The organism is Pseudomonas sp. PB105 (assembly GCF_009764655.1).
Classification (GTDB): domain Bacteria; phylum Pseudomonadota; class Gammaproteobacteria; order Pseudomonadales; family Pseudomonadaceae; genus Aquipseudomonas; species Aquipseudomonas cyclaminis.
This window is the reverse complement of sequence record NZ_RWIO01000093.1, coordinates 385,453-406,095: the sequence shown is the minus strand read 5'-3', so window position 1 is coordinate 406,095 and position 20,643 is coordinate 385,453. Positions and strand designations below refer to the sequence as shown.

At 59.1% G+C, this 20,643-nt stretch carries 17 protein-coding genes; 7 read left to right on the top strand and 10 right to left on the bottom strand.

Annotation, left to right across the window (positions count from 1 at the left end; all coding sequences use genetic code 11):
• Positions 1–143: 143 nt before the first annotated feature.
• The 3 genes from EJD88_RS25055 (at position 144) to EJD88_RS25045 (ending at position 2,272) form a co-directional block, all read left to right on the top strand.
• A complete protein-coding gene (locus tag EJD88_RS25055; RefSeq protein WP_099586057.1) occupies positions 144–1,052 on the top strand; it encodes a response regulator in 909 nt (302 codons plus the stop codon).
• A 193-nt stretch (positions 1,053–1,245) separates the two neighbouring features.
• Entirely contained in the window at positions 1,246–1,545 is a 300-nt protein-coding gene (locus EJD88_RS25050) for a helix-turn-helix domain-containing protein (protein ID WP_099586055.1), read from the top strand.
• 55 nt (positions 1,546–1,600) lie between these two features.
• Positions 1,601–2,272: a peptidoglycan DD-metalloendopeptidase family protein gene (locus tag EJD88_RS25045; RefSeq protein WP_099586054.1), complete on the top strand. Its 672-nt coding sequence runs from the start codon at positions 1,601–1,603 to the stop codon at positions 2,270–2,272.
• 3 nt (positions 2,273–2,275) lie between these two features.
• On the opposite strand, the gene EJD88_RS25040 is transcribed toward EJD88_RS25045, so the two are convergent.
• From EJD88_RS25040 to phoB, 3 genes are all read right to left on the bottom strand, one after another.
• A complete protein-coding gene (locus EJD88_RS25040) occupies positions 2,276–3,616 on the bottom strand; it encodes a hemolysin family protein (protein WP_099586053.1) in 1,341 nt (446 codons plus the stop codon).
• A gap of 208 nt (positions 3,617–3,824) precedes the next feature.
• Complete coding sequence (gene phoR / locus EJD88_RS25035; protein ID WP_178117271.1) at positions 3,825–5,111, bottom strand: phosphate regulon sensor histidine kinase PhoR; 1,287 nt, start codon at positions 5,109–5,111, stop codon at positions 3,825–3,827.
• Between the two features lie 82 nt (positions 5,112–5,193).
• Complete coding sequence (gene phoB / locus EJD88_RS25030; protein ID WP_003231714.1) at positions 5,194–5,883, bottom strand: phosphate regulon transcriptional regulator PhoB; 690 nt, start codon at positions 5,881–5,883, stop codon at positions 5,194–5,196.
• Positions 5,884–6,038: 155 nt separating this feature from the next.
• Here phoB and EJD88_RS25025 point away from each other — a divergent pair, with 155 nt between their 5' ends.
• Complete coding sequence (locus EJD88_RS25025; protein WP_158879253.1) at positions 6,039–6,416, top strand: hypothetical protein; 378 nt, start codon at positions 6,039–6,041, stop codon at positions 6,414–6,416.
• Between the two features lie 113 nt (positions 6,417–6,529).
• On the opposite strand, the gene ubiA is transcribed toward EJD88_RS25025, so the two are convergent.
• Positions 6,530–7,420, bottom strand: a complete 891-nt coding sequence (gene ubiA / locus EJD88_RS25020; RefSeq protein WP_158879252.1) for a 4-hydroxybenzoate octaprenyltransferase — start codon at positions 7,418–7,420, stop codon at positions 6,530–6,532.
• On the bottom strand, positions 7,420–7,983 hold the full coding sequence (locus EJD88_RS25015) for a chorismate lyase (protein WP_112192779.1): 564 nt from the start codon (positions 7,981–7,983) through the stop codon (positions 7,420–7,422). The genes ubiA and EJD88_RS25015 overlap by 1 nt, the downstream gene beginning before the upstream one ends.
• Before the next feature lie 196 nt (positions 7,984–8,179).
• Here EJD88_RS25015 and EJD88_RS25010 point away from each other — a divergent pair, with 196 nt between their 5' ends.
• From EJD88_RS25010 to EJD88_RS25000, 3 genes are all read left to right on the top strand, one after another.
• Entirely contained in the window at positions 8,180–8,347 is a 168-nt protein-coding gene (locus tag EJD88_RS25010) for a rubredoxin (protein ID WP_003213373.1), read from the top strand.
• Positions 8,348–8,384: 37 nt separating this feature from the next.
• Entirely contained in the window at positions 8,385–9,533 is a 1,149-nt protein-coding gene (locus EJD88_RS25005) for an NAD(P)/FAD-dependent oxidoreductase (protein WP_099586048.1), read from the top strand.
• Between the two features lie 191 nt (positions 9,534–9,724).
• On the top strand, positions 9,725–10,000 hold the full coding sequence (locus tag EJD88_RS25000) for an HU family DNA-binding protein (RefSeq protein ID WP_003176958.1): 276 nt from the start codon (positions 9,725–9,727) through the stop codon (positions 9,998–10,000).
• Positions 10,001–10,100: 100 nt separating this feature from the next.
• Here EJD88_RS25000 and EJD88_RS24995 read toward each other — a convergent pair whose 3' ends face one another.
• The 5 genes from EJD88_RS24995 to EJD88_RS24975 all read right to left on the bottom strand — a co-directional run bounded on the left by EJD88_RS24995 (position 10,101) and on the right by EJD88_RS24975 (position 20,636).
• Complete coding sequence (locus EJD88_RS24995; protein ID WP_099586047.1) at positions 10,101–10,700, bottom strand: hypothetical protein; 600 nt, start codon at positions 10,698–10,700, stop codon at positions 10,101–10,103.
• Positions 10,701–10,719: 19 nt separating this feature from the next.
• Positions 10,720–15,174: an RHS repeat-associated core domain-containing protein gene (locus EJD88_RS24990; protein ID WP_256674406.1), complete on the bottom strand. Its 4,455-nt coding sequence runs from the start codon at positions 15,172–15,174 to the stop codon at positions 10,720–10,722.
• Between the two features lie 201 nt (positions 15,175–15,375).
• A complete protein-coding gene (locus EJD88_RS24985; protein ID WP_099586046.1) occupies positions 15,376–15,834 on the bottom strand; it encodes a hypothetical protein in 459 nt (152 codons plus the stop codon).
• Complete coding sequence (locus EJD88_RS24980) at positions 15,828–20,189, bottom strand: RHS repeat-associated core domain-containing protein (RefSeq protein ID WP_112192777.1); 4,362 nt, start codon at positions 20,187–20,189, stop codon at positions 15,828–15,830. The genes EJD88_RS24985 and EJD88_RS24980 overlap by 7 nt, the downstream gene beginning before the upstream one ends.
• 12 nt (positions 20,190–20,201) lie before the next feature.
• Complete coding sequence (locus EJD88_RS24975) at positions 20,202–20,636, bottom strand: DcrB-related protein (RefSeq protein ID WP_099586044.1); 435 nt, start codon at positions 20,634–20,636, stop codon at positions 20,202–20,204.
• Positions 20,637–20,643: the final 7 nt, after the last annotated feature.

The following is a 20,643-nucleotide window of genomic DNA, read 5'->3' as shown; positions in this document are numbered from 1 at the left end:
CCTTTGGCCGGGCGTTTTCGTTTCTGGCATCTGAATTTTTTGCGCAGCGGAAGAAATAAAGTCCAGCTGTGACTACCGAGTTTTGGCAAAATGCCATTAGTCAGGCGTTCTGCGTGCCGAAGTTTTTATAGGATGAAGGGTCAATGAGTAAAGTCAGTGTATTGGTGGTGGATGACGCCTCGTTTATCCGCGATCTGGTGAAGAAGTGCCTGCGCAATTACTTCCCCGGGATCAAGCTTGAAGATGCGGTGAACGGCAAAAAGGCCCAGGCCATCCTGATGCGCGAAACCTTCGACCTGGTGCTGTGCGACTGGGAAATGCCGGAGATGTCCGGCCTGGAGCTGTTGACCTGGTGCCGCGAGCAACCGCACCTCAAGGCAATGCCATTCGTGATGGTGACCAGCCGTGGCGACAAAGAGAACGTGGTGCAGGCGATTCAGGCCGGCGTTTCCGGGTATGTCAGCAAGCCGTTCACCAACGAACAGCTGCTGAACAAGGTCAAGCAGGCCTTGCACAAGGTCGGCCGCCTCGACGCCCTGGTCGCCAGCGCGCCGACCAAAATGAACTCGGCCTTCGGCAACGACTCCCTGAGCGCCCTGACGGGCGGCAAGCCTGAAGCGTTGCGTTCGGCCCCCGTTGCCGCTGCAGCGCCGGCGCCCAGCAAAGGCCTGCTCAGCAGCCCAGCGGTGCAAGCCCCTTCCGCCGCACCGGCCGCCGGTCGTGGCCAGGGCCAGCTGCGTCTGTCCAGCGGCACCCAGCAATGCGTCATCAAAGCGTTGAGCATCAAGGAAGCGCTGCTGGTGGTGCGTCGCACGGAAGTCCTGCCGCAGGTACTGGAAAGTGCCGTACTCGACCTGGAACAAGGTGACAACGCCGAAGTGGCCCGCCTCAACGGTTACCTGCACGCCATCGTCGCCTTCGAGCCCAAGCCCGACAGCGACTGGCTGCAACTGACCTTCCGGTTTATCGACCAGGATGCGCAGAAGCTCGACTACATCTCTCGCCTGATTGCACGGGGCACGGCGCAGAAGCATTTCGTGCCGGGTGCGTAAGCGCCTGAATATCGGAAATCGACCGGCTGTCTGATTCCCCATTTCTGGTTTGATTTATATCTGTTTCGATATAGTCTCTCGATAACGCTTCAGCGTTATCGAGCCTTTGCTATGCCTTGAAACAAACGTCCACCGCTTATGCCCGAATCGTCGATTAGGGGCTCGCGCCAGATTGCAGGAGTTAGGTTAAGCCATGACAACTCAAAACATTCACGGTGAACGTTTCAGCTCCGTTTGGGACGCGTTGGAAGATACCCCTCAGCAAGCCGCCAATATGCGGCTACGTTCAAAACTGTTGTTGGAACTGTGCAAAACCATCCGCGGCTGGGAGCTTTCTCAAAAAGAAGCCGCCCAAAGACTGGGTATCAGTCAGCCCCGCCTCAACGACGTACTCACCGGCAAGATCGACAAACTTTCGCTGGATGCTTTGGTCAATTTGTCGGCAGCCGCGCAGATGAACGTGGATATTTGTTTTAATGGGCTGCCAGCATAGAGCTGTCATCCACACTTGCTAACCTGCCGCTCAGTCATCTCGGAAGGTTCACACCATGCTCCTTCGCCTTTTACTGTGCTGCGGGCTGGCCACGGTCACTACCTCGACCTTGGCCATGACCGTCTACAAATCCACCGACGCCAATGGTGTGGTGTTTTTCAGCGACCGGCACACCCCGGGCGCTCAAGCGTTTGAGCTGCATGAGCGCCGAGTCGAGCGTGTAAGACGACCGGTGCTCGATATGCCCAAACCCCTCTACCGACCGCAAGCCTACCGCTATCCCTTACCCTGGCGCGGCGGCCCGTTCCGCCTGACCCAAGGCCCCAACGGCAGCTTCAGCCACACCGACGCCAAGAGTCGCTACGCCATGGACATCGCCATGCCCGAAGGCACGCCGATCATCGCCGCGCGCAGTGGCGTGGTGGTGAAGACCGAGAACGGGCAGGCCGGGCGCGGCAATGATGCGTCGGGGAATTTTGTGCGGGTGCAGCATGATGACGGCACACAAGGCGTGTACCTGCATCTCAAGCAAGGGTCGGTCAGTGTGAGGGCGGGGCAGCGTGTGGCGGTGGGGAGCCCGCTGGCGCTGTCGGGCAATACCGGCAACAGCAGCGGGCCGCACCTGCACTTTGTGGTACAGCGCGCCACCGAGGCAGGGCTGGTGTCGATCCCGTATGAGTTCAACCAGCCGGTGGGCGCCTTGCCCAACTTTGCGTTGGGCAATTGAGGCTCAGTCGAGCATCAACACCTTGGCCAGTACGATCTTCGGCCCTTTCATCTTCTTGATGATAATCCGCAGGCCTTCAACCTCCAGCACTTCTTCCTCTTCCGGCACCCGTTTCAGGGTTTCGTAGATCAGGCCGGCCAGGGTTTCGGCTTCGATATGGTCCAGGTCGACGCCCAGCAGGCGTTCCACCTTGAACAGCGGGGTATCGCCGCGTACCAGCAGCTTGCCCGGCTGGTAGGCCAGGATGCCGCGCTCGGCCTTGCGGTGTTCGTCCTGGATATCGCCAACCAGCACTTCGAGCACGTCTTCCATGGTCAGGTAGCCGATGATGTTGCCGTCGGCCTCTTCGACCACGGCGAAGTGCGAGCCGCCCTTGCGGAACTGTTCCAGCAATTGCGACAGCGGCATGTGGCGCGACACGCGCTCCAGTGGGCGCGTCAGCTCGGCCAGGTTGAATGACTCGGGGATATGGTCGAGTTCGGCCAGTTCCAGCAGCAGGTCCTTGATGTGCAACAGACCGACGAACTCCTGGCGGACGCTGTCGTACACCGGGTAGCGGCTGAACTTGTGGCGGCGAAACAGCGCGAGGATTTCCTTGAGCGGTGCGTTGAACTCAAGGGTCACCAGGTCTTCGCGGGAGTTGGCCCAGTCGACGACTTCCAGTTCGCCCATTTCCACGGCTGAGGCCAGTACGCGCATACCTTGGTCGCTCGGGTCCTGGCCACGGCTGGAGTGCAGGATCAACTTGAGTTCTTCGCGGCTGTAATGATGCTCATGGTGCGGGCCCGGCTCGCCTTGGCCGGCGATGCGCAGGATCGCGTTGGCGCTGGCGTTGAGCAGGTAGATTGCCGGGTACATGGCCCAGTAGAACAGGTACAGCGGCACTGCCGTCCACAGCGACAGCAACTCGGGTTTGCGAATCGCCCAGGATTTGGGCGCCAACTCACCGACCACGATGTGCAGGTAGGAAATCACGAAGAACGCCGCAAAGAACGACACTCCCTTGATCACTTCCGGCGATTCGACGCCCACGGCGGCCAACAGCGGTTCGAGGATGTGCGCAAACGCCGGCTCACCGACCCAACCCAGGCCCAGGGAGGCGAGGGTGATACCCAGCTGGCAGGCCGACAGGTAAGCGTCGAGCTGGCTGTGCACGGTGCGCAGAATCTGCCCGCGCCAGCCGTTGGTATGGGCGATGGCCTCGACCCGGGTGGAGCGCAGTTTGACCATGGCAAATTCTGCGGCAACGAAAAAACCGTTGAGCAGTACCAGGATCAGAGCAAAAAGAATCATGCCGAAGTCGGCGAAGAGTGTGGCGAGGGTGATACCAGGGGAAGGGTCCATGATTGGGTTTTGCAGGTTCCGTGTGTTCAAGAAGGGGTGACAGGCAGGCCTGAAAGGCAGGCGCAAGTCGGCCAATGTAGCGGCTGACGGGGCGCTTGCCTAGTGGTTGCTGCCGGGTGGGACGTGGAATGTATTGTCCAAAACACTGGAGATCCACTGTGGGAGGGGGCAAGCCCCCTCCCACAGTTGGTTTCGTGCTGTATTCGAGTTATTCGTCATTCCCGACGAGCCGCGAACGCGTCACCTGCGCCGGCGGAAAATGGCAGGTAAAGGTGCTGCCATGCCCCAGCACGCTGCTGATTTCCAGGCGCGCACGGTGGCGCAGCAGCACATGCTTGACGATCGCCAGGCCCAGCCCGGTGCCGCCGGTATTGGAGTTGCGGCTGGAGTCGACGCGGTAGAAGCGCTCGGTCAGGCGCGGCAGGTGCTTGGCGTCGATGCCGATGCCGGAGTCCTGCACGCTCAGGTGGGCGCCTTGCTCGTCGGCCCACCAGCGGATGCGGATGGTGCCCTTGTCCTGGGTGTACTTCACGGCGTTGAACACCAGGTTGGAGAACGCGCTGCGCAATTCGCCCTCGCTGCCCTTGAGCAACACCTGTGGGTCGGCTTCCAGGCTGATCTGCTGCCCGCGTTCGCCTGAAAGGGCCTGGGCGTCATTCTTGATGGTCTGCAACAGGCTTTGCACCCCCACCGGATGATTGTCCGAGGGGTAATCGGTGGCCTCAAGCTTGGCCAGCAACAGCAGGTCGTTGAGCAGCGTCTGCATGCGCGAACCTTGTTGCTGCATCTGCTGCAGGGCACGGCTCCAGCGCGGGTTGATCTCGTCGACGTTGTCGAGCAGCGTCTCCAGGTAGCCGCAGATCACCGTCAGCGGCGTGCGCAACTCGTGGGAGACGTTGGCGACGAAGTCTTTGCGCATCTGCTCCAACTGGTGGATGCGCGTCACGTCGCGTACCAGCATCAGGTGCTCGTTGTTGCCGTAGCGCGTCAGGTACAGCTGGATGCGCACCCGGTCGTTGGTCGGCGAGGGGATTTCCAGGGCTTCTTCGTAATTGTCCTGCTCAAAGTATTCCTTGAAGCGCGGGTGGCGCACCAGGTTGGTCACCGGCTGGCCGCTGTCCTGGGGCGTCTTGAGGCCCAGCAGGGTTTCGGCGGCGCGGTTCCACCATTCCAGGTTGCCGTCGCTGTCGAGCATGATCACCGCGTCCTTGAGTGCGGCGGTGGACTCCTGCACCCGGTCGATCACCGCTTGCAGGCGCCCGCGCACCCGTTGGTCGCGGCGTTGCAGGTGGTAGATGCTGTCGAACACCTCGCCCCACAGGCCGTAGCCGTCGGGTGGTGCTTCGTCGGGCTTATGCTGGCGCAGCCATTCATGCAGGCGCAGCAGTTGCTTGAGGGTCCAGCCCAGGTATAGGCCGATGCCGATGGCCAGGCTCCAGCCGTAGTAGCCGCTGATCAGCCCGACCAACAAGCAGCCGGTGATCAACAGGAGCATGTGGCGGATCAGGGTGCCATGCCAGTTCTGGTTCACTTAAACATGCGTCCTTGTCAGCTGTTAAGGAAGGAGAAGGGTTGGCTCAGCCTTTGGTGGAGAACCGGTAGCCGGTGCCGCGCACGGTTTGTACCAGATTCTCGTAGGCATCGCCCAAGGCTTTGCGCAAGCGGCGGATATGCACGTCGACGGTGCGCTCCTCCACATACACGTTGCCGCCCCACACCTGGTCCAGCAACTGGCCACGGGTGTAGGCGCGTTCCTGGTGGGTCATGAAAAATTGCAGCAGGCGGTATTCGGTAGGGCCCATCTCGGCCGGCGTGCCGTCGATGGTGACGCGGTGGCTGATCGGGTCGAGGATCAGGCCGCCGACTTCAATCGGCGCTTCGCCGTCGGTCGGGCCCGCGCGGCGTAATACGGCCTTCAGACGCGCTACCAACTCCCGTGGGGAGAAGGGTTTGGTGATGTAGTCATCCGCGCCGACTTCCAGGCCCTGGATCTTGTTGTCCTCTTCGCCCTTGGCGGTGAGCATGATGATCGGGATGTCCCCGGTCAGCTCATCACGCTTGAGGCGACGGGCCAGTTCAATGCCGGAGGTGCCGGGCAGCATCCAGTCCAGCAGGATCAGGTCCGGCTTGCGGTCGACGATAATGGCATGGGCCTGCTGGGAGTTCTCCGCCTCCAGGCAGTCGTAGCCGGCCATTTCCAACGCAACGGCGATCATCTCGCGGATGGGCGCTTCGTCGTCAACAATCAGAATGCTCCTGCCAACCATGCTCAAAAATCCTCTTGTCATTTAACTGTCTTGCGCCGCATTAGATAACGGAATTATTGCAGTCGTGTGACAGTAATTTAGTCGCTCGGGCAAATCACGGCACTCTGGACTACCCTTTGGGTCCGAATCCTGACAACCACAAAAGGAAGGTTCCGATGACTTACCGTACTGTTTCCTGGAAAGCCCTGCTGGTAACGGCCGCGTTGACGCTGCCAGGCCTGGCGTTTGCGGGGGAGCCTGCGATGACCCAAGGCGGCATGTTGGTGGATCACAAGGGCATGACGCTCTACACCTTCGATAAGGATGCCGAGGGCAAGTCGGTGTGCAAGGACCAGTGCGCGACCAACTGGCCGCCGCTGAAAGCCGAATCCACAGACACAAAGACGGGCGATTGGACGGTTATTACCCGTGATGACCAGACCAGCCAGTGGGCCTACAAAGGCAAGCCGGTGTACACCTACAAGGACGACATGAAGGCCGGTGACAAGACCGGAGATGGCAAGGGCGGTGCATGGCACATCATCAAGCCATAAGTCGGCGGCGCCGCTGAAAGCATCGGGGGCAAGCCCCCTCCCACAGTGGGAATGCGTACCCCTGTGGGAGGGGGCTTGCCCCCGATGGCGCCGGTACAGCCACCACAAAAAACTCAGCGAAACCCGTAGTCCGCCACAATCCCCACAAAAATCGCCAACCCGGCCCAGTGGTTGTGCAAAAACGCCTTGAAGCACTTCATGCGGTCCCGGTCACGGGTGTACCAGAACTCCCAGGCAAAGCAGCCCGCAGCGGCCAGCAACCCCAGATGGAACCAGCCGCCCAGCTCGAACTGCGCCCCTGCCAACAACAGACACACCAGCGCCAGGCTCTGCAGGGTCAGGATGATCACGCGGTCGGCATCGCCGAACAGGATCGCGGTGGACTTCACGCCGATCTTCAAGTCGTCGTCCCGGTCGGTCATCGCGTAATAGGTGTCATAGCCCACCGTCCACACCAGGTTGGCGATGTACAACAACCACGCCGTGGCTGGCAGGTGGCCCGTTTCGGCGGTGAACGCCATCGGCATACCCCAGGAGAACGCGGCGCCTAATACCACCTGCGGGTAATAGGTGTAGCGCTTCATGAACGGGTAACTCGCCGCCAGCGCCAATCCGCCAAGGGATAACAGGATGGTGGTGGCGTTGGTCAGCAGCACCAGCAGGAAACTGATGCCCATCAACACCGCAAAAAACACCAGCGCCTCTTTGGAACTGATCCTGCCGCTCACCAACGGGCGCTGCTCGGTGCGTTTCACATGGCCGTCAACCTTGCGGTCGGCCCAGTCATTGATCACGCAGCCACCGGCCCGAGTCAGCACCACGCCCAGTACGAAAATCACGATATTGATAAATGAAGGCGAACCCTTGCCGGCAATCCACAGCGCCCACAGCGTCGGCCACAGCAGCAGGTAGATGCCGATGGGCTTGTCCATGCGGGTCAGTTGGATGAAATCCCATGCCCTGGGGTTCAGGCGGTTCAGGGATTTGAGCAGACGTTGGTACATCAGCGGTTCTCCGGATGGTCATGCAGTGCGTGCCAGAAGCTCGGCAGGAAGATTTCCGCCACCAGCACGCTCAGCGACCCACGATCAAAACGTGAGCGGCGCGCCCACAGCTCATCGGCCTGATCGGCAGTCGGCAGCCATTGCCGTGGGTAATGGCACACCTCGATGGCCTGGCGCGTGAACGCTTGATCGCAGAACAGCAACTCGCCCAGTGAGCGGCTGCCCAACTCATCCATGTGCAGCCCGTCGCCCTGCAAGGCACTGCGCGCCGCCACGCTGCGGGCAAACACCCACGGTTGGCCGTGCCCGCGCAGATACACCTCGCGCACCCAGCCAACAGTGGCCGGGGCCAGGTCAAGGGCCACGCACTCATCGTCCCGCAACGGCTGCCAGCCTTCGAACAGCGGCGTCACGCTGAAAGCCTCGTCGGACAGCCATGTCAGCCGTCGCGTCAGCGAGCCTTCATCGAACAGCCAATTGAGGGTCAAGGGCGTGGGCAGAGGGCTCAAACGGCTCTGGATCAGCCATTGGCAAGCATCGGGGAGGGCGGTTGAATGCGGCACGGAGAGTCAGTAATTGGCAGCAAAAGAGGCGGCGAGCTTACCATGGCACCCTGGACTTTTGCCGGGCTCAACCGGCACCTTGCGTCGATCGCGCTTGCATCTGCCGGCCCCGATCAGTACAAAACGCCCTGAGCCGCGCGGCAATGCGAGTCTATCGACCGTCGGCCAAGATGCCTGGACCCTGAGGAAGTAAGTAATGAAGAAGTGGCAATGTGTAGTCTGTGGCCTGATTTATGACGAGAAAGACGGCTGGCCGGATGACGGAATCGCTCCGGGTACCCTGTGGCAGGACGTCCCGGAAGACTGGCTGTGCCCGGACTGCGGCGTGGGCAAAATGGATTTCGAAATGATCGAAATCGGCTAATTTTCAGCTTTCAGAAAAGTACTACAAGGAGAAAGGAATGAACGCACCTGTCGTGATCATCGGCACAGGATTGGCCGGTTACAACGTAGCCAGGGAGTTTCGCAAACTCGACAGCGAAACCCCCTTGTTGCTGATCACCGCAGATGACGGGCGCTCCTACTCCAAGCCCATGCTCTCCACCGGCTTTGGCAAAAACAAGGAAGCCGATGGCCTGAGCATGGCCGAACCGGGCACCATGGCCGAGCAACTCAAGGCCCAAGTGCGTACCCACACCCGCGTCAGCGGCATCGATCCGGGCCACAAGCGCCTGTGGATCGGCGAGGAAGCCGTGGCTTACCGCGACCTGATCCTGGCGTGGGGTGCAGAAACCGTGCGCGTGCCGGTTGAAGGCGACGCTGCAGAACTGATTTTCCCGATCAACGACCTTGAAGACTACGCGCGCTTTCGCACTGCTGCGGCCGGCAAACGCCGCGTGCTACTGCTGGGCGCCGGCCTGATCGGCTGTGAATTCGCCAACGACCTGATCCTCGGCGGCTATGAAATCGACCTGGTCGCCCCGTGCGAACAAGTGATGCCAACCCTGCTGCATCCGGCGGCCGCTGCCGCTGTACAGGCTGGCCTGGAAGGCCTGGGTGCGCGGTTCCACCTGGGCCCGGTGCTCAACCGCCTGCAGCGCACGGCGGATGGGCTTGAAGCGCATCTGTCGGACGGTGAAGTGATCCCCTGTGACCTGGTGGTCTCGGCCATCGGCCTGCGTCCGCGTGTGGACCTGGCGGCCGCTGCCGGCCTGCAAATCAACCGTGGGATCATGGTGGACCGCCACCTCAAGACCTCTCACGCCAATATCTATGCCCTGGGCGACTGCGCCGAGGTCGACGGCCTGAACCTGCTGTACGTCATGCCCCTGATGACCTGCGCCCGCGCCCTGGCCCAGACGCTGGCAGGCAACGCGACAGCCGTCAGTTACGGCCCGATGCCCGTCACCGTGAAAACCCCGGTCTGCCCGCTGGTGGTTTCGCCGCCACCACGGGGGACCGAAGGTGTATGGAGCGTCGAGGGTCAGGGCGCCGACATCAAGGCCCTGTGCCGCGACGCCAGCGGTCGTCTGCTGGGTTACGCACTGACGGGCACAGCCGTGATGGAAAAACTGGCCCTCAACAAAGAACTTCCGCCGCTACTGGCGTAAATGCTGGTCGTTCTGTCGGAATAAGCACGTTTTTCACCCCAGAAAGGTCGCCGCGAGGCTGGCGGAGCGTGCGAGGGCATGCCATCCTCACTTCCGTCTGCCGCAGAGTAGAGCCTGCGGCGCTTTGGGCGCCGTTCCGTCAGAGAGCGGCACGGACATAACAACAAAAAACCGTCAAAGAGGCTTCACACATGCGTAAACCAGAACTCGCAGCCGCAATCGCTGAAAAAGCGGATCTCACCAAAGAACAGGCCAACCGCGTCCTCAACGCCGTTCTCGAAGAAATCACCGGCGCCCTGCACCGCAAGGACAGCGTCACCCTGGTTGGCTTCGGCACCTTCCTGCAACGCCACCGCGGCGCCCGCACCGGCAAAAACCCGCAAACTGGCGAGCCAGTGAAAATCAAGGCGAGCAACACCGTTGCGTTCAAACCGGGTAAATCGCTGAAAGATACTGTTAACGCTTAACGCGCAGTACCGTCTCGAAGGGAGGCGGGGCGGTAAGAAGAATGGGCACGCCGACTGGGTTGGGTGCCCATTTTTGTTGGGGCTGATTATGGGCTTGGGCTCAACCGTAGAAATAGTCAAAAAAGCGTTCGTAGTTATCCTCGCCCAACAAGGGGCTGACTTCCTTTTTGAGTAACTTCACGAACGTGCTAGAAAGCTCATCATCGTCGTTGTAGATATCAAAGATGTCGAATTTTCCATGGACGATCTCGACAGTCTTGGCGAATGCCAGCAGGAAATCAGCGAGAGAGTCGGCAATCTTGAACGGTGCTACGGCATCGTAGCTCGCCAGTACGGGTGTGCCTGGCATATCGGTCACCGCGATAACGGGCTTGCCACCGCCTATGTCATCCATGAAAACCAAGTGTTGCGCAGGCCAGTTCCCATTCAACTCAGTCTTGTTGGATTCGCCTGCCCACTTGAAGCCGACTTGACCGTCTTCCAATGCGTCCAAGTTGAAAAAGCAGATGGGGGTCAAGCCCGTTTCGACTTCCACATCGACCGGCTCGCAAAGTTCGTAGAAGGAGTCCATCTCAGCGGACCGAGGCAGGGTTTGCGGCCATTTGGCGTTTGCCTGGCCGTTGTTTTCGAAGCGACCTTCGATGTCAAATTTCTTGTGGACGCGGCGCAGTTCTTTAAATGCGTTATCAAGGGCGCTCATATTCTTCTCCAATGGAAACCTATTTACCGCAGCCGGGTTTTGTAGCCGGTGTCCTGGCTCGGTCGATCAATCGGCCTTTGCCTGCATTACCGTAATTCTTCCTGTGCCCTTGGGGGCTGTTCAAGTGTTCGTCAATGCCACTTGGATGGTTCGCGTTTTGCAAGAATACAATGTTCCGTGGGTCACCTTTCCAGGCCTTGCCCAGTGCACCGTTACCTTCGACACTGTTGATATGGTGGCCGGTGTAACCCGCTTTGGACATCAAAGAGTTCAAGCGGGCATTGCTCTTGGTATTTTCGATCAAGTCTCGCTCATGGGGCGCCCAGTCTCTTGAACCACCACCGCGGCTCACGAGTTCCCGCTCTTCTCCCCAGGCCCGATTAATGGCTGTCCCACGGCCGCCGGCCTTGGGTGTAACGGAATTCTTGGGCTTGTACCGTACCAAATCCTTCGGGTTCAGGCCGTAGGGGTCGATCCACGTCAGTGGATTCGTTGAATACAGGTAAAGATTCAGTCCCCCGGCAAGGCCAATGGGGTCAGGCGTAGTGAAGCGGCCGATGTCCGGATCGTAGTAGCGAAAAATATTGTGATGTAGGCCGGTTTCCCGGTCCAGGTACTGCCCCTGGAATCTCAGGTTCTGTTCTTCGATGTAGTAGGGTTCACGCGTTTCCCGAACGGTGTTTCCCCATACCTGATAGCTGGCTTGCCAAACTGTCTGGCCATCATTTTCCGAAAGCAGCTCGGGCAGCCCGTTCAGGTCATTATGGTAATAGCGCACTTTTTGCTGGGCGCCTGTTCCATCAACCCGAGCCAGGGGTTCGTGGCTTTCGTCACCATAGATATAAAGACTTGTCTGCGCATGTTTGTGCTCTTGCACCAACCGTAACCCGTCCCAAGTGAATCGAGTCTCGCTCAGCAGTTGGCCATTTGCGTCGTGGGTTGTCTTGGATGTTCGTCGGCCCAGCGGGTCATAGGTCATGTGCACGACCGATTGCTGCCCGCCCTGTTCATTTCGTACTTCGATCAGACGATGTTCGGCGTCATAGGCGAAACGCTGGACGCCGCGCTTGGCACTGCGCTTCTCGATCATCCGGCCGAAACCGTCGTAGCGATAGCGTTTGTCCTGGAAAGTCAGGAGCTTGTTGTGCACCACCAGCCCGGCCCCGGGTTGTGGGCCATCGAGCAGGTTGGCAGCGGCGTCGTAGGAATAGGTTTCGTGTCGTGCTGCAAAATTGTCCTGGCTGGCGATGACTCGGTCGGTTGCATCGTAATGCAGCAATTGACGGTGCTGGCCATCGGTCTGTTGCTCAAGCTTGCCCACCAAGTTATCGGCGGTGTCGTACTCGAACTGTTTTTGTACTGCGCCAGGCAGTACAGATGCCCGGGTGATGTGGCCGCGTTCGCGGGAGCGCAGACGGCCACAGCGATCATAATGCTGGCGTGTACTCAGATACCCCTGAGTACGCAGTACTTCACGGTGTAGACGGTCGCGCTCGAAATCGCTGATGACACGTCCGTCTAGGTTTATCTGATGGAGGTGCCCGCTGCCGTAATAGAGGCGATTGAGCCAGCGCCCATCGGGTAAGCGCGTCTGGTTGAGGTTTCCCAGCTCGTCGTAGTGATGCTGTAACGCACCTGCTGCGGTTTTCTCCTCTACAGCTCGACCCAGGGCGTCATAGCTGAAGCAGACGGTTTGTTGCTGGCCTGTCTTATGGGTAAAGGTGACAGCCTTGAGTTGGTCCAGTAAGTCGTAGGTGTACTCAGTACGGCCATCATCGGTGACCTTGCCCACCAGTCGCCCTGCCGCGTCGCGCTCAAAGTCATGCACGACAGTCGGTTCGAGCACGGCCGTGACTACTGCCATCCCGCTACCGTACGGTGCTGCAACCGCTTCCATGCGCGAAATATTGTTCAGTACGTCGTAGTGATAGCGGCGGATACTCCCATCCAAATCCTGCTGTTCGGTCACACGATCATTGGCGTCCCATTCGAAGCGATATCGTTCGCCGTTCTCGTTTGTCAACGTGCGCAGCCGGCCATAGCTGTCATAGGCAAAGTTGACCTCGCGATTGTGCGCGTCGACGCGCTGGCGGACTTGCCCCTTTCGATTTCGCAGGTAGTGTGTAGAGTGCCCGGCGAAGTCGGTATGAGCCGTTAGTTGGCCGATGGTGTCGCGTTGGAAATACTCAATACGCCCATCCGGAAGTTGAGTGCTCAGCACTCGACCCTGGACGTCGTGTACGAATGTCGTACGCTCACCCAGTGCATCAGTGATGACCTGCAAATAACCTCTTTCGTCGTAGCTGAACCGCGTCGGGTAGCCGGAGCAGTCAATATGCTCAATGAGTTGACCGAACGGGTTCCAACGCAGCCGTTTACTTTTCCCCGTTGCATCGATGATCTCTACCGGTTGTCCGCTGCTGTCGTAGCGATACCGTGTGATATGACCCAGCGGGTCGGTCTCGACAATACAGTTGCCCCGCGAGTCGTAGCGTGAGTGCCAGGTGTTGCCCTCGCTATCAGTCACCGAAACCGGCAACGCCCAATGCTCCAACCACACTATTGAATAATTGCGCCCTAATGGATCGCTCTCGCCGATCAGGTTGCCGGGGTCATCGTAGCTGTACGCATAGCGGCCACCCTGCGGGTTAGTGGCACTGAGCAGTTGGCGCTCGTCGTTCCACTCAAAAAGCCAGGTCTGACCGAGATTGTCGTTGTACTCAATGATTTGGTGCTGTGCGTTCCAATACCGGGAACTGACGCGCTGTAAGCCGTCGCTGATGCGCGTGAGACCGGCTTGCAAGTCGTAGTCGAACTGATAGGCGTCGCCGTCGTCGGTCCAATGTCGAACCACACGCCATTCCATGTCTTCAACCAACGCCCACTCATAAAAGCAGCGCAATCCGGTGGGCAGTTGGTGCTCCACCATCCGGCGACCGTTGTCGTAAACAAAGCGACGCTGTATCTGGCCGGTCGCGTCGCGTACTTCGGCTAGGCTTGCGGCTGCGTCGTAGGCATAGCTGACGAGCACTTCACGACGCTGGTCGGGGTACACACGCTCGATTCGCGCCAATAGGCCTTGATCGCGGATCAGCTCCACCTGCACAAGGTCGAACGTGTCGCGCAGCCGCACCAGGCGTCCGGTTTCGTCGTAGTCGATATGGATTCGGTTGTCATTGCGGTCGCCGAGCTGGCTCAGGCGCAACTGCGACGGGCTGGCAGTGGGTTCGAACAAGCGGTACAGACCATCATCACTTTCGATAAGCAACTGCCCATTGAGGTGTCGCCGCACGGCGAGCCCTTCACCGGCGCTGAATACTGCGCCGCCCAACGGGATCGAACCCATGTCAATCGGGCGTCCCTGCTCGTCGGTGTACACCAACGTCTCGCCGCCTTCGGGATGCGCACGGATCTCTACGCACACTTCATAGGGCACGCTCCAGCCAGCACCAAACAGGCTGCCCGAGCGTTCGTCGCGGCTGTTGTAGAAGCGTTGCCAGTCAATCGGCAGGATGCCGGGCAGCACAAAATCCAGTTCCTCGACATCGCCCAGTACCTTCGCGCCCGTCGCCGCATGCACCGGATTCGATGAGCCCATCGCCGCGTTGGCCATTGCGCCCATCGCACTGCTGACAGCCATCGAAGTCGCGCCGCCGATCAACATGCACGGCAGCTTGCTGAAGAACTTGCCCTTGCCGCCCTTGAGCATCAGCAACGCCGTCACCGCCAGCCCGACGCCCGGTGTCTTGCCGCTGCGAACCTCACGCACCACCACCGAGCCGCCGCCAATGGTCACGTTGGAGGAGATCAGCCCCGACGACACCACCGTTGCATCGCAGGTGCTGCGATCACCGCTGCGCACCGCCGGCTGGCCGTTGATCGTGACCTTGTCCGAACCCTCGGCCAGAAACTGCGGTGGCATCGGCGGGTGCTTCATGCACACGACCACGTCCAGCGGCTTGGGCACGGCGCCGGGAGCCGGTGTCGCAACGGTCGGACGCCACATCTGCGAGAAGAAACTCTCGGCCATGTCCAGATAGCTGGCTTCGGGTTCAGGCGCGGGCTCTTCCAGCTCGGTACCGGCTGGCGCGACGTGGGAACTGATCGCCCCGGCGGCACGGGCTGCGGGGATGCTGTTGGTCAGTGTGTCGGTGGAACCGGTGAGAATGTTGGCCTGCACCGTGGGCGGAAACAGCGCGTTGCTGAAGCTGTCGCATAAATTCGTCAGGCCTTTGTCCGCGCCCGTCTTGCTCATGGCCAGGCCGACAATCGTGCCCACAACTGCGCCCAACAGGAAGCAGCCGAGCCCGCCGGTGGCGACGGTAATGCCGGTGGCCGCGACCACGGCAGCGGTCGCCACGGCGGTGATCGCGATATTAGCCGCCACCTCCAGCACACCGCCGAGGATATCGGCCATCATGGAAGTGTGGGTCAGCGCATCGCCCATGCGGGCAGCCCAGAGTGCGTCAGGCACGCGTTTTGTCCAGCGTCACGGCATTCACTTGAGATTTTCCAATGCCAGTTGGTCTCTTGGTCTGGTTACGACATGCTCATCAAAGCAGTTCTGACGCGCCATTCACCACAGCTTGTCTTTCAAGCCCTCGCTTGCCAGGCAGCAGCGTGGTAGTGAAAATGGCACGCCGACTGAGTTGGGACGCCCACCTTAATATGGGTTTCAATGGTCCAGTGCTGCATGGATTTTCACTAGTTGCTCTTTGTATTTCTTACTGTTGGGTATGCGTATGCCTTTCAGATAAGCATCCAGTTGTTCAGGTGCGTTCTCAAGGAAGAACAGCTCAAGCAAATAGATGATCAGGAAATTTTTATAGAAAGGGAGGGTTTTGACTATTTTATCCTCGTCCTGATTTCCCTCTTGCTCGTGAGCGGTCGACATAAGTGTCGATAGCTTTGCTCTTACGAACGGTACAAGCCCGACTTTACGGTGCTCTAAAAGCTGTTCAAGCGCGTCGATATCTACTTTGGCGATATTGATTTTATTGGCGTCGTGTTGGAAAAGTATGTCCGAGGGCTGACTCTCGTTAATGTCGAGATTCAACTGCTCCTGAACCGCCAGCAACATGGCCTGATAGTGATCGCTCTCTATGAACGCCTTAACGTCGTCAATATTTACCATTTGTCGATACCCGTGATTATTTTGGAAAGATCATATCCGGTATGTCTATAAGGATCCGCGGCCTCATGGTCCCACGGGGTCAGTGCATCGAGGTTTTTTGAATCATGGACGCCCGTACCGCCTGTACGCTGAGGTATATCACGGTGGTGCAGCTCCATCGAAACCACTCTCTCCTCAACCGCGCCCGTCTTGCGGTTGACGACTTCCACTTTCATTTGCGGAGCCAAGCCGTCTTTCATACGCGCCAGGTTATTTTTTGAGTAGCGCGATGCGTTATTGGTCGCCTCCTCCTTCCAGAATTTTTTCCGCGAAGTGCTCCAGCAGGACCAGCCCCATGGGTCGATCCAGCCAAAGGGGTTCGGCGCATAGGTATATAGATTCAACCCCCCGCTCAGGCCAATCGGGTCAGGGGTGGCGAACCTTCCGATATCCGGGTCGTAAAAACGAAAGGTGTTGTAGTGCAGTCCGGTCTCCCGGTCCAGATACTGCCCCTGGAATCTCAGGTTTTGCTCTTCTATGTAGTAAGGTTCACGTACCTCTTTCAAGGTATTTCCCCACACTCGGTAATGGGCCTGCCAAACGCTGGAGCCATCCGCCTCAGTCAACAGCTCCGGCATGCCATTAAGGTCGCTGTGGTAGTACCGGACCTTTTGCAGCGGGCCTGTTCCATCCACCCGCGCCAGCGCTTCATAGCCACTATCACCATAGATATAGAGACTGGTTTGCTGATGACGGTGCTCTTGCAGCAGTTGCGCCGCGTCCCATATGAAGCACGTGTTGCCCAATAAGTGTCCTTTATGGTCCCGCTCGGCTTTCTCTATGCGCCGGCCGAGTGGGTCGTAGGTCATCGTGACGGTATGGCCGCGTTCGTTAAGCACTTCTATCAATCGATTTTCCGCGTCGTAGCGAAAGCGTTGTACGCCATGGCGACCGCTGCGCTTTTCGATCATCCGACCCCAGCCGTCGTAGCGGTAACGTTTATCCTGATAGGTGATCACTTGGTTATGAACGACGAACCCGGCGCCGGCATCTGGTCCATCCAGCAAGTTTGCCGCAGCGTCGTACGCGAAAGTCTCCTGCTGGCCATCCGTACTGTCCTGACTGGCAATAATGCGTCCGGTGGAATCGTAATGGAACAACTGACGGTGTTGGCCGGAGAGATGTTGATCCAACTTGCCGACAAGGTTATCTGCCGGGTCGTATTCGAAATGTTTCTGTATCGCGCCGGGTCGCCTGTAGAGTGGGCCTGTCTGTTGCCGTGAGCGCGAGCGCAAGCGACCGTTGCGGTCGTATTCGCTGCACGTACTGATCTGGCCTTGGGTGCGTAACACTTCACGGTGCAGACGGTCACGTTCGAAATCAGTTATCACCTGGCCGTCCAGATTGATCTGATGCAGGTGGCCACTGCCGTAGCGCAAACGACTGAGCCAGCGACCATCGGGCAATTGGGTCTGGATCAGATTACCCAGTTCGTCATAGTGATGTTCAAGCGTGCCTGAGTGGCTAGCTTCTTTCAGCAGTTGCCCAAGGCCATTATAGGCAAACGTCAACTCCTGGCGTCGCCCGTGCCTGTCGGTGAATGTAGCCGCCACCAATTGGTCTGTAGGTGCGTAGGTATAGTCAGTGATGCCATCCACGGTCTCTTTTTGGGTGAGCCGTCCCACTGCATCCCGTGAAAGCTGATAAACGAGGGGGGCCGTGGGGGTTGATGGCATAAGGTCGAGCCTGTTCCCGTAAGGTGCGGGTACGAGGCTGACTGTCACTATGTTGTTCAGCGAGTCATATTCATATCGTTTGCTACTGCCATCGAGGTTGTACTGCTCTGCCAATCGGTCCCCATCGTCCCAGGCGAACCGGTAGCTCTCGCCATTCTCGTTGGCCAGCGTTTGCAATCGTCCGTAGGCGTCATACCCAAACTGAACCTGCCGGCCATGTGCATCGATGCGCAGGCGTACTTGGCCTCGGCGATTATGTTGATAGAGCGTGGTATGTCCCGCAGTATCAATGTAATTTACCAGTTGCCCGCTGGCGTCACGTTGAAGGTGCTCTGTTCGTCCGTCCGGAAACTGAGTCATGAGCAACCGACCACGCGGGTCATGGCCGAATTGAGTTCGCTCACCCGAGGCATCGGCGATGACTGCCAGATAGCCCCGACTGTCATAGCTCAAGCGCGTCGGGTAGCCGGAGCAGTCAATATGCTCGATCAGCTGTCCCAGAGAGCTCCAACGCAGCTTTTTGCTCTTGCCCATCGCGTCGACGATCTCCACGACCTGGCCGTGTACGTCGTAACGGTAGTGGGTGCTATGCCCCAGTGGGTCGGTTGCACAAATACAGTTTCCGCGTGCGTCATATCGGTAGTGCCAGCTGTTTCCAGCGGGATCCGTCTGTATCAGCGGCAAAGCCCAATGCGCCAGCCACAGGGTTGAGTCAATACGCCCCAGGGGGTCTTGCTCACTGATCAGGTTTCCGGTTTCGTCATAGTTGAACGAGTACCGCCCGCCTTGAGGATCGGTCGCACTCAGCATCTGACGTTCGTCATTCCACTCGAACCGCCACGTTTGGCCAAGGTTGTCCGTGGACGAAATGATCTGGTGCTGCAGATTCCACAGACGCATGCTTACGCGCTGCAAATTGTCGGTGATACGTGTCACCCCTGCGCTCAAGTCGTAATCGAATCGGTACTCATCGCCCTCATCGGTCCAGTGCCGAACGACACGCCATTCGCGCCCTTCAACCAAGCCCCAATCGTAAAAACACCGCAACCCAGTGGGCAGTTGATGCTCGGTCATCCGCAGGCCAGCGTCGTAGGCGAAGCGCCGTTGGACATGACCGGTCGCATCAGTAACGGTGGCTAAACTGCCGTTCAGGTCATAGCTATAACTGGCGAGCGTTTCCCGGCGTTGATCGGAGTGAATACGCTCGACCCGGATTACCCGATCAAGCTCGCGGACCAGCTCAATCTGCACCAGCGTGAAGGTATCTCGCAGGCCGACCAGGCGCCCTTGTGGGTCATACTCGAGGAAAATACGGTTGTCATTTCGGTCGCCCAACTGGCTCAGGCGTAGCACTGATCGGGCTGTCGGGGTTGGATCAAACAAGCGATAGAGACCGTCATCTCGCTCGATCAACAATTGACCGTTACGATGACGCCGAACACTCAAACCCTCGCCTGGACTGAACATCGCGCTGCCCAGCGCCACCGAACCCAGGTTGATACGCCGACCCTGTTCGTCGGTGTAGATAAGTTCTTCGCCGCCATCCGGATGCGCCAGGATTTCTACGCTTACCTCATACGAAACGCTCCAGCCCGCGCCAAACATGCCGTCGCGGCGCTCATCCCGACTGTTGTAGAAGCGCTGCCAATCGATCGGCAAGATACCTGGCAATACGAAGTCCAGTTCGGTATCGCCTCCCAACACTTTCGCCCCTGTCGCCGCATGCACCGGGTTGGGTGAACCCATCGTCGCATTGGCGGCAGCGCCCATGGCCTGGCTGACCGCATAGGATGAGACGCCGCTGAGCAACATGCAGGGCAAGTCGCTTAGCGCCTTGCCTTTCGCTCCTTTGAGCATCATCAGCGCTTCAATCGCCAGCCCAACGCCTGGCGTCTTGCCGCTACGAATCTCTTGCACCACCACCGTTCCGCCACCAATCGTGACGTTCGGCGAGATCAAACCCGACGACACCACCGTCGCGTCGCACATGCTGCGGTCGCCGCTGCGCACGGCGGGTTGGCCGTTGATGGTGACCTTGTCCGAACCTTCGGCGAGAAGCTGGGGCGGCATCGGCGGGTGACGGGCGCACAGCACCATGTCGGTAAGCGCAGGCACAACGCCTGGAGCTGGCGTTGCGACGGTTGGTCGCCAGAGTTGGGAGAAGAAGCCCTCGGCCATATCCAGAAAGCCTGGTTCTGCTTGCGGCATAGAGTCGGGCTCAGGTGGCGCTTGTTCGAGTTCAGTGCCCGCAGGCGCAACATGAGAAGGAATTGAACCTGCCGCTCGGGCCGCCGGAATGCTGTTGACGAAAGTATTGGTTGAACCCACCGCAATCGTCGCTTCCACCACGGGCGGAAACAGTGCGTTGCTGAAATCCTCGCACATCTTACTGAGGCCCTTATCGGCCCCCGTCTTGCTCATTGCCATGCCGACGACGATGCCCACCACCGCGCCGAGGATGCAGCCGCCAATACCGGCGGTTGCGACCGTCACACCTATTGCCGCCGCCACCGCAGCGGTTGCGAGTGCCGTAATCGCCACGTTGGCCGCCACCTCCAATACACCGCCGAGGATATCGGCCATCATGGAAGTGTGGGTCAGCGCATCGCCTAGCCGGGCAGCCCATAACGCGTCAGACATGCAATTGGCTCATCAAGAAATAGCGTCAAACGACAGCGAGTTTTTTATCAGCGCCCAATGCGCCGCCTCGGTATCTCCAAGCTTGTCCGCCTTCACGTAACTCAACGCGAGCATTTTGCGCGTGCCCGGTATCACCAACGCCAGCTGATACTGGAACACCTTGTCATTGCCCTTGTTGAATTGGCTGCGCAGTTCGATGCCTTCGACTTCCTGCGCGGCACCCAGGCGCACGTCGACGCCCGGTTGGTAACGCAAGTCCTGCACCTGTTTTTCCAGGCGCTGGAGCTGGTCGTTGAAGTTGCTGTGCAGGGTTTCGCCGTCGGCCAGCAAGCTGCGGCTGATGATTAGGGACGTGCCCAGTTCGGGGAACTTGAGGATGTTGATCGTCGCGTCCTGAAGCTCGCCGGCCGGCAGTTGAAGCTGGAATTCGTTGATTCGGTACGTCATGGCAAAC

Coding starts and splice junctions, on each gene's coding strand:
- EJD88_RS25055 (WP_099586057.1), top strand. CDS start 144: ATGAGTAAAGTCAGTGTATTGGTGGTGGATGACGCCTCGTTTATCCGC.
- EJD88_RS25050 (WP_099586055.1), top strand. CDS start 1,246: ATGACAACTCAAAACATTCACGGTGAACGTTTCAGCTCCGTTTGGGAC.
- EJD88_RS25045 (WP_099586054.1), top strand. CDS start 1,601: ATGCTCCTTCGCCTTTTACTGTGCTGCGGGCTGGCCACGGTCACTACC.
- EJD88_RS25040 (WP_099586053.1), bottom strand. CDS start 3,616: ATGGACCCTTCCCCTGGTATCACCCTCGCCACACTCTTCGCCGACTTC.
- phoR (WP_178117271.1), bottom strand. CDS start 5,111: ATGCTCCTGTTGATCACCGGCTGCTTGTTGGTCGGGCTGATCAGCGGC.
- phoB (WP_003231714.1), bottom strand. CDS start 5,883: ATGGTTGGCAGGAGCATTCTGATTGTTGACGACGAAGCGCCCATCCGC.
- EJD88_RS25025 (WP_158879253.1), top strand. CDS start 6,039: ATGACTTACCGTACTGTTTCCTGGAAAGCCCTGCTGGTAACGGCCGCG.
- ubiA (WP_158879252.1), bottom strand. CDS start 7,420: ATGTACCAACGTCTGCTCAAATCCCTGAACCGCCTGAACCCCAGGGCA.
- EJD88_RS25010 (WP_003213373.1), top strand. CDS start 8,180: ATGAAGAAGTGGCAATGTGTAGTCTGTGGCCTGATTTATGACGAGAAA.
- EJD88_RS25005 (WP_099586048.1), top strand. CDS start 8,385: ATGAACGCACCTGTCGTGATCATCGGCACAGGATTGGCCGGTTACAAC.
- EJD88_RS25000 (WP_003176958.1), top strand. CDS start 9,725: ATGCGTAAACCAGAACTCGCAGCCGCAATCGCTGAAAAAGCGGATCTC.
- EJD88_RS24995 (WP_099586047.1), bottom strand. CDS start 10,700: ATGAGCGCCCTTGATAACGCATTTAAAGAACTGCGCCGCGTCCACAAG.
- EJD88_RS24985 (WP_099586046.1), bottom strand. CDS start 15,834: ATGGTAAATATTGACGACGTTAAGGCGTTCATAGAGAGCGATCACTAT.
- EJD88_RS24980 (WP_112192777.1), bottom strand. CDS start 20,189: ATGTCTGACGCGTTATGGGCTGCCCGGCTAGGCGATGCGCTGACCCAC.
- EJD88_RS24975 (WP_099586044.1), bottom strand. CDS start 20,636: ATGACGTACCGAATCAACGAATTCCAGCTTCAACTGCCGGCCGGCGAG.